We start from the raw sequence: 12,747 nt of genomic DNA, 5'->3' as shown, positions 1-12,747 counted from the left end.
GATCCTGACCATGGCCATGAGCTTCGGCACGTAATGTTGCGTCTCGCGCTTGAGCTTGAGGTACTCGTAATCCGTGGATTTTCCCTTGCGCTCGTTGTATTTCATCATGCGCCCGATTTTGCCTTCGCCCGCGTTGTAGGCCGCTAGCGCCAAGTGCCAGTCGCCGTCAAAATCGTTGTAGAGTTTCTCGAGGTAGTCGAGCGCCGCCTGAGTGGAGGCCTGTACGTCGCGGCGGCCGTCGTACCACCAGTTCGCCTTCAGGCCGTAGAGCTTTCCGGTGCGCGGCATGAATTGCCACAGGCCGACGGCGCGGGCGCGGGAGTAGGCGTGCGGCTTGTAGGCGCTCTCGATGGCGGGCAACAGCGCGATTTCCATCGGCATGCCACGTTTATCGACTTCATCGGCGATGTAATACAGATACAGTTTGGCGCGATCCATCATGCGCTGCATGTACTCGGGATTGTTGACGAACCACTGAATTTCGCGGTCGACCTGCGGGCTGTCGAGCGGTTTCATGGTGAAGCCCTTGCGCAGCCTGACCCAGATGTCGGAATCGTCGTTCTTGGCGATGTCAGGCTTGGTATCGGCGGACTTGTCGCTCTCGAACTGAATGGACGCCGGAGAAGGGGATTTAAATTTTATGTCGCTCAACGCCAATACGTCGCCCGCAGCCAACGCGGCCTGGGCCGGGGTCGGTTCAGGGGCTTTCTTGGCGGTCTCGGGGGAGGTTGTCGCGCATCCTGCCAGGGTTAGGAGAACAACAACGGGCAGGACCTGTTTCTTGATTCTTAGCCAATGCATGTAAGTAAATAGTAGGGTGAAGATGGTTTAACGTCAACCGGTTGAACAACATAGTTTAAGTAAATTACCTTTATGGGAAATTGTCCAGCCGAGGGAACTTCAGGCGGGATTTATTTGCCGACGACAGGTCGATCCGGCCTACCGCTCATCATCTGAAACCATCCTTCCATCGGCGCACTTCGGCGAATACCTCCACCTCGGGACCCAGTGTACGCCCGGTCCATTTCTCAGCGGCCCGTCGCACGCTGGCCTGACCCGCGCGCAGGAACGGGTTGATGCGCCGCTCCAGACCGATGGTCGAGGGCAGGGTGGGCAGATTCCGTGCCCGTTGCGCATGTGCCCAGTCGCGATGCGCGCGGCTGTCGGCGTTGTCCGGTTCGACCGTGAGCGCAAAACGCAGATTGGCCTCGGTGTATTCGTGCCCGCAGTACATTCGGGTCGCTTCCGGCAGGGCACTGAACTTGGAAAGCGAGGTGAGCATCTGTTCCGCGGTCCCTTCGAACAACCGCCCGCAGCCGGCCGAGAACATCGTGTCGCCGCAGAGCAGCATGCCCGCACCATAATAAGCGATATGACCGGCGGTGTGGCCGGGGACATCGAGCACGTCGAATCCCAGACCGAGCTCGGGAAGATCGACGTGATCGCCTTCCTTGAGCCGCTGCGTAACGGCCGGGATGCGCTCGCGCGCCGGCCCGTACACCGGGACAGTATAATGTTTGAGTATGTCCTCCACGCCGCCCACGTGGTCGCCGTGATGGTGGGTGCAGAGGATGGCCGCGGGCTTCAGGCGCTGTTTTTCCAGCGCCGCCAACACCGGGTCGGCATCGCCGGGGTCGACGATGGCCACGCGGTCCGGGGATTTCCCGCGGATCAGCCAGATATAGTTGTCCTCGAAAGCGCAGACGTGTAAAACATCAGTCATGCATCCAGTTTGAGAGCCCGCAGGGAGAACGTCAATGAGCCAGACAAATTCCTGTACCACGCAGTGGCGCCAGTTGCGCGAGTGGTTCGATTCGCCGCTCGGGCGTACGCTGCAGGCGCAGGAGGTCCAGCATCTGCGCGCCGTGCTGCCGAACCTCTACGGCACGGTGGCCGCCCAGCTCGGCCAGATCGGCCAGCTCGACCTGATGGATGCCTGCATCGCCCCCACGCGCATCCTGCTCGATCACCACGCCGGGCCGGACGGCTGCGTGGTGCGCGGACAGCCCGAGGCGCTGCCGCTCGACACCAAGAGCGCCGATGTCCTGATCCTGCCGCACACGCTCGATTTCTGCGACGACCCGCATCAGGTCCTGCGCGAGGTCAGCCGCGTGCTGCGCCCCGAAGGCCACGTCGTGATTCTCGGCTTCAACCCGATGAGCCTGTGGGGATTCCGCCGGCTCACCGCGCGCCGCCCGCGTGTGGCGCCGTGGTGCGGAAAATTTTTCCACCTGTCGCGCATCAAGGACTGGCTCGCGTTGCTCGACTTCGAGACCATGCACGGCACGATGCTCTATTATCGGCCTCCGTTGCGCAACGAAGGCTTCATGCACCGGTTGCACTTCCTCGACAAGATGGGCGACCGCTGGTGGCCGATGATGGCGGGGGTGTATCTCGTGGTCGCGAAGAAGCGCGTCGTCGGCGTTACGCCGCTGCCGCTAAGTTGGAAAACCAAACGCGCGGTCGGTTCGGTGGCGACGCAGCCGGCCGCGCGTGGGATGATCCTGCCGTTTCAGCGAAAACAATAACGCGTTCCCGCACCTCGCTTGGATAAAGTCACGATCTTCACTGACGGCGCTTGCCGCGGCAATCCCGGTCCCGGCGGCTGGGGCGCGATCCTGTTCAAGGACGATCACGAAAAAGAACTCTACGGCGCCGAGCGCGAAACCACCAACAACCGCATGGAACTCATGGCCGCGATCCAGGCGCTGGAAGCCTTGAAGCGCCCGTGCGAGATCACGCTCACGACCGACTCCCAGTACGTGAAAAAAGGCATCACCGAATGGCTCGCCAACTGGAAGCGGCGCGGCTGGAAAACCGCGGACAAGAAACCGGTGAAGAACCAGGATTTGTGGCAACGCCTCGACGAAGCGGCGCACAAGCACAAGATTCACTGGAAGTGGATCAAGGGGCATAGCGGACATGAGGAGAATGAGCGCGCCGATCAGCTGGCGAATCGGGCGATTGAGGAGATGTTGGAATAAAACTCCCTCCCCTTGCGGGAAGTGAGGCGGGGTTGTCGTGAATGTCCGGTGGACATTCACGCCGCCGAACGGGTGCAAATGATTCTTTTGCACCCCGGTGGGAATAACAGGGGTGAGGGGGATATTAATTTGAATCGAATCGCCTTCGGCGACACAAATAAAACAACGAGTATAATAATCGCCCAATGCGCCAAATAATTCTCGATACTGAAACCACCGGCCTGGAACCTTCCGAGGGCCACCGGATCATTGAAATCGGCTGCGTGGAGCTGATCAACCGCCGCGCGAGCAATAACCGCTACCAGCAGTATATCAATCCCGGGCGCGAGATCGACCAGGGCGCGATGGAGGTGCACGGTATCACCAACGAGATGTTGGTGGACAAGCCGAAGTTCGCCGACATCGTCAAAGACCTGCTCGAATTCATCAAGGGCGCGGAGCTGATCATCCATAACGCGCCGTTCGATCTCGGTTTCCTTAATAATGAGCTTTCCGTAATGGTAAACGGCAAGTCGCCGCAGCGCGTCGAGGATTTCTGCACAGTGGTGGATACCCTCAAGCTCGCGCGCGGCATGCATCCGGGTCAGAAGAACGACCTCGATTCGCTGTGCCGGCGCTACAACGTGGACAATTCACACCGCACGCTGCACGGCGCGCTGCTCGACGCCGAGATTCTGGCGGACGTGTATCTCGCCATGACCGGTGGCCAGACCGGTTTGTTCGAAGATACCCACAGCCATCTGAAAAACGCCACGGCCACCAACGTCGTCGCGCCTTCGGATATCCGCCGCCTCGACCCCAATCGTCCGAAGCTGCCGGTGATTCCGGCGAATGCCGAGGAACTGGCCGCGCATCAGGCGTGGCTGGAGGAACTCGACAAGAAAAGCGGCGGGAAATGTGTGTGGAAAAAAATTGAACTCACTTCATAGTGAGGTTCCGGCCGTTCGTGCTGAGCATGTCGAAGCACGAACGGGCTATTGAGTCATGAGCGGATCTGATATCGGGTAATCACAGTTTTCCGTTCGCCCCCTTCGGCCGGCTCAGGACAGGCTTCGACAAGCTCAGGGCGAACGGGTTACTTATCCGGGACTTTCTTAGTTAACCAGTTTCTTCCCCTTGAAAGTCAGGCTGGTGCCGGGTTTCATGACCCGACAGCGGATGACCATCTTGCGGAGTTTTTCCGCGAAGCCCTTGGCGTCCGGCGTCAGCACCGGAAACGTGCCGTAATGCTGGGGAACGACGACCTTGGCGTGCACCGCCTTGGCGGCGCGCGCTGCCATCGCCGGTTCCATGCCGAAATGCCCGCCGATGTTGATCAGCGCGACGTCGATCTTGTGTTCGCCGATCAGCGTCATGTCGTTGAAGTAAGCGGTGTCACCGCTGTGGTAAATGGTCGGCCCGTTCTTGATTTTGATCACGAATCCCGCCGGGTTGCCGCCGTAGGCCACTTCCGGTTCTTTCTCACCCGCGAGTGGATTACCCATCCCGCTGGAGTGGACGGCCGGCACCATGTCGACGATAACCTCACCATCGGCAATAGTGATTTCACCTCCCATTTCCATAAGTGTGTCGTAACCCATCTGCTGTTTAGGGTAGCCCAGCAACTTTTCCATGTTTTTTCCCAGCGCGGGATTCGTGACCAACCGCGCGCCGGTTTTCTTGGCGATCTCAACGGCGTCGCCGACGTGGTCGAAGTGCCCGTGCGTGATCAGGATGTAATCCACCTTGGTGATCGCGGCCAGCGGGTCCTTGCCGTCCTTGGCTTTCGGGTTCATCGGGTTTTTCAGCCACGGGTCGATCATCAGCACCTTGCCTTTCGGAGTGACGATCTCGAACGCGGCATGCCCGTGCCAGGTGAGGGTGGTGTCGGCCGACCAGGCTGCGCCGCCGAGGGTGAGCAGCAGCAAAGCCGCCGCGATCCGGATGAATGATTTTTTCATGTTGTGCTCCATATTATTTGAGTGAGTTCCATGAGCCCGGAAACGCCGGTATCGTCTCACGATGAACCGGGCATGTCTCCGTCATGACAGCTTAAACCAGATGTCCCCGGTTTGATCAAGAGCCGGCGCGTGTCGGGAGGAGAATGTCTTTCCCGGTTTCGGGCTTGACAAGCTGACAAGCGCGCCGGTCTGCGCTAATCTGCGCGTCAATGTCGCCATCGGTCGTCTCCGTCTCCCACATCAGCAAGCATTTCGACAAGGTCATTGCCGTCGATGACGTCAGCTTTGACGTCGCCTTGCGTTCCACCACCGCGCTGCTCGGCGGCAACGGCGCCGGCAAGACCACGACGCTGTCCATGCTGCTTGGGCTGCTGTTGCCGACCTCGGGCAGCATTTCGATCTTTGGCGTGGATATGCTGCGGGATCGCTACCAGGTGTTGCCGCGCCTGAATTTCTCATCGCCGTACGTGGACCTGCCGCGGCGGTTGACGGTGCGCGAAAACCTCACGGTCTATGCGCGTCTTTACGGGATTATCAATATATCGGCGCGTATCAATACCCTGAGCGAGGAGCTCCAGATCGGGCGCTTCCTGAACCGACCCTACGGGCAACTGTCGGCGGGCGAGAGGACGCGCGTGGTGCTGGCCAAGGCTTTGCTGAATGAGCCGGAGCTGATGCTGCTCGATGAGCCGACCGCCTCGCTCGACCCCGACACGGCGGACTACGTGCGCGGCATGCTGGAGGCTTACCGCAAACGCACCGGCACCACAATTCTGCTGGCCTCGCACAACATGTCGGAGGTGGAACGGCTGTGCGACGACGTCATCATGCTGCGCGCCGGCAAGCTCGTGGATCGCGGCACGCCGGCGCAGTTGCTGACGCGCTACGGGCGGCAGAACATGGAGGAAGTATTCATCGACATCGCGCGCCAACGCCATCTTGAAATTACCCCGGACAGCAAGCACGTGGTGAAACAATGACCGGGCTGGCGCATACACACACCGGTTTTTCTCCCTCGCTGCGCCGAATCTACGCGCTGGTATTGCGGCACACTTACCTGCTGCGCAGCTCTGGTCCGCGCATTCTGGAGCTCGTGTACTGGCCGACGGTGCAGATGGTGCTGTGGGGATTCATCACGGTGTTCCTGGTCAGTCACAGCTCGTGGATTGCGCAGGCCTCGGGCGTGTTGCTCTCCGGCGTATTGCTGTGGGACGTGCTGTTCCGCAGCCAGCTCGGCGTTTCGCTCGTGTTCATGGAAGAGATGTGGTCGCGCAATCTGGGGCATCTGTTCGTCAGCCCGCTGCGGCCATTCGAGCTGGGCTGCGCGCTGCTCACCATGAGCCTGATCCGTACGCTGATCGGCGTTGGCGGCGCCGCGCTCATCGCGATTCCGCTGTTTCACTATTCCATCTTCAGCATGGGCCTGCCGCTGCTGGCTTTCTTCATCAATCTCATCATCATGGGCTGGTCGATCGGATTGCTGGTCTCGGGCTTTGTGCTGCGTTACGGTCTCGGCGCCGAAAGCATGGCATGGATTGCCATCTTCGCGGTGCAGCCGGTCAGCGGCGTGTATTATCCGATTGAAACCCTGCCCGTCTGGTTGCAATATGTCGCGGCGGTGTTGCCGTCGAGTCATGTATTCGAGGGCATGCGCGCGGTGTTGTTTGACCATGTCTTTCGCGTGGACTTGCTGCTGCATGCCGCGCTGCTCAACGTGGTTTATCTCGCTGCTGGTTTTGCTTCGTTTCTCGCGTTCTTCAAGATCGCGCGGGTGCGCGGCCAGTTGCTGCACGTCGGCGAATGATGACAACCGGATGACGCCGGGGTAGCATTCCCGGGCTTTCCAACCGTTACAGGAACACGCACGCCATGCCTTATTTTGTTTTCAAGATTTCGGCCGACAGAAAATTCACTCTCGTCAAAGCCTGTGTGCAATACAAGGAGGCGAAAGATCTCTGCCGCGAGCTGCGTATCGCCGAATCACCGGACAATCCGAATGCGGTGCGCATGGCGTTTGCGGAAGATCAAGCCAAGGCCAAGCGCCTGATTGCCGACAAACGCCCGCCTTCTTCGCCGCTGGAGGAGTGGGAGGCCTGATCCACCTGCCGAACGGTCGTTCACTTGCAACCTGCATGTGCGTTAATAAGCCTTTCCGCAACACGAGTCAGGAGGTAACTATGCAAGGAAATATCACGACAGCCCTGTTAGGCAGCCTGTTTCTGATCATGGCATTGGGAGTGCCGGTATGGGCCAGAGCCAATTCGGACGAAACACAACTGGAGACCATAAAGCAGGAAATCGACCACGGCACCTCATCGACTGCGTCAAGCGACAAGGTTAAGTCACTTTCCAGCCAGTTCAATGTTGATCCCAGTGTGGTCGAGGGTCTGCGCGCCCAGAAGCAAGGCTGGGGTGAGACGACTATCGAACTCGCCATGGCTCAACGTCTGACGCAAACCGATGCCAAGACCTACCCGACGATGACGGATGCGTTGAATAAAATCGAATCGCTCCGGAGCCAGAAGATGGGGTGGGGAAAGATAGCCAATAGCCTTGGCTTCAAGCTTGGTCCGGTCGTCAGCGCCGCCAGCCATAGCCGCAACGAGCTGAAGAAGGAATCTCGCGCGGAAAAATCACCGGGTTCGCTGAAATCTGAAAAGTCTGAAAAGGCCGTGTCGTCACCAAAGGCTGATAAGATCGGAGGGCCTGATATTGACGGACGTCCGGAACGAGCCGCGCGACCGGAACGGGTCGAACGAGCTCACTGAACGCCAATAATTAAGGTTAGACATCAGAAGGGCCCGCATAGCGGGCCCTTTCTGTTTGGAAATCGGGAGATGGTGGGCGATGCAGGGTTCGAACCTGCGACCCCTGCCGTGTGAATCAATTCCCATTACCTACGGCAACTATTTCGGCTTACGTCTACTCACTTCAGCCTACTACTTAAGGGTTTATTGATATTGCCTCATGTTGGCTGGAATAGGGTGAAATGAGCTGGAGAATAGTGCTGTTGAGCACAAATTGAGCACAGTTGTAGTCCAAATGGTTGACGAGTATCTCGCAATCGTCCAGTGTATTGGGCACAATGCAGATGCGGCGCCGTTTTTTTTAGGACCGTATACCTACCAAATCATTTGACCGGCTCACTTGTGAATCCAACACGTAATCAACCTTGTCCTTGTGGCAGTGGCCTAAAATATAAAAGGTGTTGCGGCAAGATTTCGGACGAATCCCGGTCTTTCTCCTCAGACATGCGCTCGATAGATCAGAAGGATCTCATCGCAAAGATTCATGGCGACGTAGTGGTTGTAGTCCCTAATTCACTCGACCTGATTACATCCTACGTCGTACGAGAGCAGGAAGACTGGTTTGAGGATGAAATCAAGTTTGTGCGTGAACTAATGCAGCCGGGAATGAGGGTTATCGATATTGGAGCCAACTATGGCCTCTATGCCTTATCCATGGCCAGCAAGGTGGGCGCCAATGGTCATGTATGGGCATTTGAGCCAGCCTCTTCTACGGTTTCTTTTCTGAAGCGCAGTATAGAGCTTAATAAATTCATCAATACAACCGTGATCCAGTGCGCATTATCCAATAGAAGTGGTACCGCGAAACTCAGTTTAGATCAGAATTCCGAATTGAACATGTTATGCCATGAAAATGGCAGTGCTCTTAAATCAGAGGATGTGTCGTTAACGACACTGGACCGATATACGCTAGAACACAGGTGCGAACAAATAGAGTTCGTCAAACTCGATGCAGAGGGCGAAGAGAGTAACATAATCAATGGCGGGGCAGCATTCTTTGCGAAAGAGTCACCGTTAGTTATGTACGAATTCAAGCATGTAATGCAAGTAAACCTCGCTCTGATACGTCAATTTGAGGATCTGGGATATCGTTCCTATCGATTAATTCCTGGATTGAATCTGTTAGTCCCGTTTGATTCAACAGAGGCACCGGACGCATACCTGATCAATCTTTTCTGCTGCAAAAACGACCGCGCCCAACTGTTAGAAAAATGGGGGATGTTGGCTAACTCGCAAACTGATATGGCTTTGCCGCGTGAATTTAACGGCTCATTATGGCAAAACCTGTTGGAATCCAAATCATTTGCAAAGAGTATGTTAGGTAATTGGAGTAAACAAATTGCCGAGCAACCTATGGCTAGATGGATGGATCTGAAAAAAGCCTTGGAGCTATACACACTCGCTCACGATCTCAAACAAAGCCCTGCTTCCCGCTATGCCGCATTAAAGGCATCCCATGGTCAACTTGAAACGGTCTGTAAAGAATCCCCGAACCTTGGACGTTTATGTACTTTCGCGAGAATCTCATGGGAACTCGGGGAACGTGTAAAGACGTTAGAGATAATGGCTCAGGCAATGGACTTGTGTACCAAGCAACGGCCCACGACGCTTGATGAGCCTTTCCTTCCTGTATCTCAACGTTTTGATGATATCAATCCTGAGAATCGATTTGGCGCTTGGATAGTCGCATCCCTCCTTGATCATGGAGAATCATTGCAGTCATATTCTTCCTATTACACCGGGAAAGGGAGCCTCCGTAACCTCGAAGGACTTCTGCGTACGGGCTTCGCAAGCCCGGAAATGAAGAGGCGGCGTCAGCTTATTCAGATGAGGTATGGGCTTCAATCTTGATGACCAAATGCATAATTGACAGCGAGACCCGACGGAATTAGAAAAGTGGCAGGAATTGGATTTTCTGGGAGCACAATTTTCCGAGTTATGAGAAAGGATTGCCTGTCACCCACGCCACCAGTGACAGGCGTGCACCGGAAGTTACAGCCGTGACTCGGTGCGTCAAAAATGACGGGAAAACAATCAGAGTACCACGCCCTCTATGGTAAGGCGGTGTGGAATTCATGAATTCCAGATCTCCACCCTCATAGTCCTCTGCATTAGATAACTGAACTGACAGGCTCAGCTTACGCAGTGAATTATTGTTAGGGCCAAGATCCATGTGCCAGTTGTAGTAACAGCCCACGTCATAACGTGCGACCTGAATCAGCTCGATTCCAGTAAGATGGTAGCGGTATGCCTTATTCATGTGGGCGAGGGTAGACTCGATCTTTTGGTATATCCACGCGGATTGTTCGCCAGGCGGAATGAAGCGTATCTGTGAACTCCTCGCGTTTGAGACAGCGCGTTCCGCTCCAACAGTACCCTGTTTTTCTTGCGTAAAGCCGCCAAAGGCAATTACGCGTTCGCACTCCTCGGTGGAAAACCAGTTCTCCACCGTCGTGATCATGGTTACTGAGTCATTACGCTGTTGTGCTTGGCCGGATTGTGCTGTTGTTGCGTCGCTTGTCATAGCAGGTCCTGTGAATAGAGGGAGTACAGCCATTGTGGAGCAGGTGTGAGGTACCTTGTTGCATCATTGCAGATGTTGTTGTTTCTTTTGAAGTCACTAAGCATCAGCCCGTGTTTAATGTTAACTGGACTCGGGCATTATAATTGAGGACAGTAAGGATACCAAGGCTCAATCTGGCGGACATTCACTCGCACCCTTTGCGTTTACAAAAAAGGATAACGTCCTGATTTAAACATCCCGGTTTGGATAGTCATCTAAATTATATAGTCTGTACCGCGGTGAGATTACGTTTGCGTCGCTTGTAACGTTGGACAGACAAATCAGTCCTGAGCCGAACCGTAAGCTTCCCCTCCTAGCATACAGATCGGAAGTAGAGCTTTCTGGCACTATAAGCCCAGGAGGCCCTGATGAAAAAGACACGATTCACCGAGACCCAGATTGTCGCGATCCTGAAGTCGGCCGATGCCGGGCTGAAAGTGAAGGACCTGTGCCGCGAGCATGGCATTAGCGAGGCGACCTACTACAACTGGAAATCGAAGTACGGCGGGATGGAGGCCTCGGATGTGAAGCGGATGAAGGAGCTGGAAGTCGAGAACGCCAAGCTCAAGCGGATGTATGCGGATCTGGCGCTCGAGAACCGGGCGATGAAGGATTTGATCGAAAAAAAACTCTGACGATGGCGGAGAAGCGTACCGCGGCGGTGTTTATGAACGAGGCTCACGGGTTATCGGTGACGCGCAGCTGTGGCTGCGTGGGGCTGTCCCGCGCCGCGTATTACGGTGCGCCGCTGGACTGGGTGATACGGGACGCGGAGATCATCGAAGTCCTTAACGCCTTGGTCGACGCGCATCCGCGTTGGGGTTTCTGGAAGTATGTGGATGCGCTGCGCCCTCGGGGTCTGGGCTGGAACCACAAACGGCTGTACCGCGTGTACCGTGGCCTGGGGCTGAACCAGCCGCGCCGGACCCGGCGCAAGCTCCCCGAGCGCGTGCGTGAGCCGCTGCTTGTCCCGCAACGCCTGAATCAAGTCTGGTCGGCGGACTTTATGAGCGATACGCTTTATCACGGTACCCGTTTCCGCACGTTTAACGTGATCGATGACCACAACCGCGAGGCCCTGGCCATCGAGATCGACACCTCTCTGCGCGCGGCCCGCCTGGTGCGTGTCTTTGAACGGCTGAAGGCCGAGCGGGGACTGCCGGATGTATTGCGCGGGGGGACGTCGGGTGGAGCGTTATGCCTTAATGTGTTTTCACGCCTGCGTGTTCTGATTTGCCAGAAACATTCCATAAAGCAGCCATTCAGTGAATAACAGTGCTGCCTCACAAGGTGATACGTAGCAGGCACGCTCTCCATTTCGAATAACTGGCAGGGAATGCCCTGCTCGATTATCATCAACCAGAATATGCCATTTCTCCAGGAATGAATGGCCCGAAGATAGCGGACGGGTCAGCAGTGTCGCGAACTTAGTTCAAGGTTGGGATATTGCCAGCCAACTATCGGAGTTTTACTCGTGATACCAGACGAAAATGTCAGGCATTTGTTCCAGGATAAATTGGCTAAACAAGGTAATTATGGGGGCGACCCCACCTCACTCCAAATATTCAGGGGGATATCGGGGCTACTCTGGAAAGACCAGCACCCTGCTGGATGCTTCCGTCACTTTACTGTATTTAATAAGTTCGGTGTTATACCAAAATATTGCTTTGATTGTTGCAAGGTTTTAATAGAGCCGCGTACCGTAGTGGAGCTATTCAAACTCTTGATGATTTTTGAGAAGCTTGAGCTTCCTAACGATAACACTCGAAAATGTATGTGCGAGAGCAGAGATTTTTGTTCTGGAACATACAAGGGTTTTATCTACTGCAGAGGCATCGAGGAAGCAAAAGAAGTCTATGACATTGTAAGGCAGGTGGTGTCAGATGATATTTCGCCCGCTGTCCCCGTCACGTTGAAGCGAGGTTGCTCAGAATTCGAGCGCGCTTACCCAGGGTATGCCCGTATAGAGCCGGGCACTGTAATCATGAAATACAAAAAAGATTGGAAAGCCCACGAAGATTTCGTCGATAAACATGCTGTTTTTAGTTCTCCCAATATTAATGTCGGCGGTAATGCGCCCTACAGCACATCGGAGATTTTCGCCACACATTATTGGCTAGGTTATGCGGCCACAATAGGTGACATGAGTTACCTTACGGTTACTGGCTCTGCCGTGCCTCCTATACCGCAACTGAAACGCCCGCCATTTACCATCACGGCTCCTCATACATGACGCAACGGAATTTAAGGCAGACGATCACAATCTCGATCACAGCACTGTAACGATGGGCAGATTCCATTCGTTAAGTGTTTGAAAAGATGGTGGGCGATGCAGGGTTCGAACCTGCGACCCCTGCCGTGTGAAGGCAGTGCTCTACCGCTGAGCTAATCGCCCCTTTGCGGGGAAAACAAGCGCGCAAGTTTACTGCCTGCGGGGAATAAGCGTCAATTCT

Annotated in this window: 13 protein-coding genes, 1 tRNA gene and 2 pseudogenes; 11 read left to right on the top strand and 5 right to left on the bottom strand. The window is 55.6% G+C overall.

What is annotated here, in order from left to right:
- On the bottom strand, positions 1-651 hold a 651-nt coding region (locus ACC569_RS05515; protein ID WP_372522493.1), incomplete at its 3' end, for a transglycosylase SLT domain-containing protein.
- 298 nt (positions 652-949) lie between these two features.
- Positions 950-1,723 (bottom strand): hydroxyacylglutathione hydrolase, encoded by a 774-nt coding sequence (gene gloB / locus ACC569_RS05510; RefSeq protein ID WP_372522492.1) that lies wholly within the window; start codon positions 1,721-1,723, stop codon positions 950-952.
- 34 nt (positions 1,724-1,757) lie between these two features.
- On the opposite strand from gloB, the gene ACC569_RS05505 reads away from it, so the two are divergent.
- From ACC569_RS05505 to dnaQ, 3 genes are all read left to right on the top strand, one after another.
- Entirely contained in the window at positions 1,758-2,528 is a 771-nt protein-coding gene (locus ACC569_RS05505) for a class I SAM-dependent methyltransferase (RefSeq protein ID WP_372522491.1), read from the top strand.
- Between the two features lie 18 nt (positions 2,529-2,546).
- The gene (gene rnhA / locus ACC569_RS05500; protein WP_372522490.1) at positions 2,547-2,984 is read left to right on the top strand and encodes a ribonuclease HI; all 438 of its coding nucleotides are present in this window, start codon (positions 2,547-2,549) and stop codon (positions 2,982-2,984) included.
- Positions 2,985-3,169: 185 nt separating this feature from the next.
- Positions 3,170-3,913, top strand: a complete 744-nt coding sequence (dnaQ, locus tag ACC569_RS05495) for a DNA polymerase III subunit epsilon (protein ID WP_372522489.1) — start codon at positions 3,170-3,172, stop codon at positions 3,911-3,913.
- Between the two features lie 165 nt (positions 3,914-4,078).
- Here dnaQ and ACC569_RS05490 read toward each other — a convergent pair whose 3' ends face one another.
- A complete protein-coding gene (locus tag ACC569_RS05490; protein WP_372522488.1) occupies positions 4,079-4,924 on the bottom strand; it encodes a metal-dependent hydrolase in 846 nt (281 codons plus the stop codon).
- Positions 4,925-5,133: 209 nt separating this feature from the next.
- Between ACC569_RS05490 and ACC569_RS05485 the strand changes: the two genes are divergently transcribed.
- The 6 genes and pseudogenes from ACC569_RS05485 to ACC569_RS05460 all read left to right on the top strand — a co-directional run bounded on the left by ACC569_RS05485 (position 5,134) and on the right by ACC569_RS05460 (position 9,582).
- Positions 5,134-5,904 (top strand): ABC transporter ATP-binding protein, encoded by a 771-nt coding sequence (locus tag ACC569_RS05485; RefSeq protein ID WP_372522487.1) that lies wholly within the window; start codon positions 5,134-5,136, stop codon positions 5,902-5,904.
- A complete protein-coding gene (locus ACC569_RS05480; RefSeq protein WP_372522486.1) occupies positions 5,901-6,728 on the top strand; it encodes an ABC transporter permease in 828 nt (275 codons plus the stop codon). Before ACC569_RS05485 ends, ACC569_RS05480 begins: the two co-directional genes overlap by 4 nt.
- Before the next feature lie 65 nt (positions 6,729-6,793).
- Complete coding sequence (locus ACC569_RS05475; protein WP_372522485.1) at positions 6,794-7,021, top strand: hypothetical protein; 228 nt, start codon at positions 6,794-6,796, stop codon at positions 7,019-7,021.
- Between the two features lie 80 nt (positions 7,022-7,101).
- Positions 7,102-7,692, top strand: coding sequence for a hypothetical protein (locus ACC569_RS05470; protein WP_372522484.1), 591 nt, complete (start codon positions 7,102-7,104; stop codon positions 7,690-7,692).
- A 303-nt stretch (positions 7,693-7,995) separates the two neighbouring features.
- Positions 7,996-8,142, top strand: a pseudogene (locus ACC569_RS05465) (SEC-C metal-binding domain-containing protein); the annotation flags it as partial.
- A 33-nt stretch (positions 8,143-8,175) separates the two neighbouring features.
- On the top strand, positions 8,176-9,582 hold the full coding sequence (locus ACC569_RS05460; RefSeq protein WP_372522494.1) for an FkbM family methyltransferase: 1,407 nt from the start codon (positions 8,176-8,178) through the stop codon (positions 9,580-9,582).
- 85 nt (positions 9,583-9,667) lie between these two features.
- On the opposite strand, the gene ACC569_RS05455 is transcribed toward ACC569_RS05460, so the two are convergent.
- Positions 9,668-10,255, bottom strand: a complete 588-nt coding sequence (locus ACC569_RS05455) for a 2OG-Fe(II) oxygenase (protein ID WP_372522483.1) — start codon at positions 10,253-10,255, stop codon at positions 9,668-9,670.
- A gap of 407 nt (positions 10,256-10,662) precedes the next feature.
- Between ACC569_RS05455 and ACC569_RS05450 the strand changes: the two are divergent.
- Positions 10,663-11,468, top strand: a pseudogene (locus tag ACC569_RS05450) (IS3 family transposase); the annotation flags it as partial.
- 300 nt (positions 11,469-11,768) lie between these two features.
- Positions 11,769-12,527, top strand: a complete 759-nt coding sequence (locus tag ACC569_RS05445; protein ID WP_372522482.1) for a hypothetical protein — start codon at positions 11,769-11,771, stop codon at positions 12,525-12,527.
- An 87-nt stretch (positions 12,528-12,614) separates the two neighbouring features.
- On the opposite strand, the gene ACC569_RS05440 is transcribed toward ACC569_RS05445, so the two are convergent.
- A tRNA-Val gene (locus tag ACC569_RS05440) sits at positions 12,615-12,689 on the bottom strand.
- Between the last annotated feature and the right edge of the window lie 58 nt (positions 12,690-12,747).

The sequence above is a fragment of the Sulfuricaulis sp. genome (assembly GCF_041499725.1).
In the GTDB taxonomy this organism is placed as follows: domain Bacteria; phylum Pseudomonadota; class Gammaproteobacteria; order Acidiferrobacterales; family Sulfurifustaceae; genus Sulfuricaulis.
This window is presented reverse-complemented; position numbering and strand designations above follow the sequence as displayed.

What these genes read in the sequence shown, in the direction of transcription:
- dnaQ (WP_372522489.1), top strand. Translation starts at nt 3,170, where the DNA reads ATGCGCCAAATAATTCTCGATACTGAAACCACCGGCCTGGAACCTTCC.
- ACC569_RS05460 (WP_372522494.1), top strand. Translation starts at nt 8,176, where the DNA reads ATGCGCTCGATAGATCAGAAGGATCTCATCGCAAAGATTCATGGCGAC.
- ACC569_RS05470 (WP_372522484.1), top strand. Translation starts at nt 7,102, where the DNA reads ATGCAAGGAAATATCACGACAGCCCTGTTAGGCAGCCTGTTTCTGATC.
- ACC569_RS05455 (WP_372522483.1), bottom strand. Translation starts at nt 10,255, where the DNA reads ATGACAAGCGACGCAACAACAGCACAATCCGGCCAAGCACAACAGCGT.
- ACC569_RS05485 (WP_372522487.1), top strand. Translation starts at nt 5,134, where the DNA reads ATGTCGCCATCGGTCGTCTCCGTCTCCCACATCAGCAAGCATTTCGAC.
- ACC569_RS05480 (WP_372522486.1), top strand. Translation starts at nt 5,901, where the DNA reads ATGACCGGGCTGGCGCATACACACACCGGTTTTTCTCCCTCGCTGCGC.
- ACC569_RS05505 (WP_372522491.1), top strand. Translation starts at nt 1,758, where the DNA reads ATGAGCCAGACAAATTCCTGTACCACGCAGTGGCGCCAGTTGCGCGAG.
- ACC569_RS05490 (WP_372522488.1), bottom strand. Translation starts at nt 4,924, where the DNA reads ATGAAAAAATCATTCATCCGGATCGCGGCGGCTTTGCTGCTGCTCACC.
- gloB (WP_372522492.1), bottom strand. Translation starts at nt 1,723, where the DNA reads ATGACTGATGTTTTACACGTCTGCGCTTTCGAGGACAACTATATCTGG.
- ACC569_RS05475 (WP_372522485.1), top strand. Translation starts at nt 6,794, where the DNA reads ATGCCTTATTTTGTTTTCAAGATTTCGGCCGACAGAAAATTCACTCTC.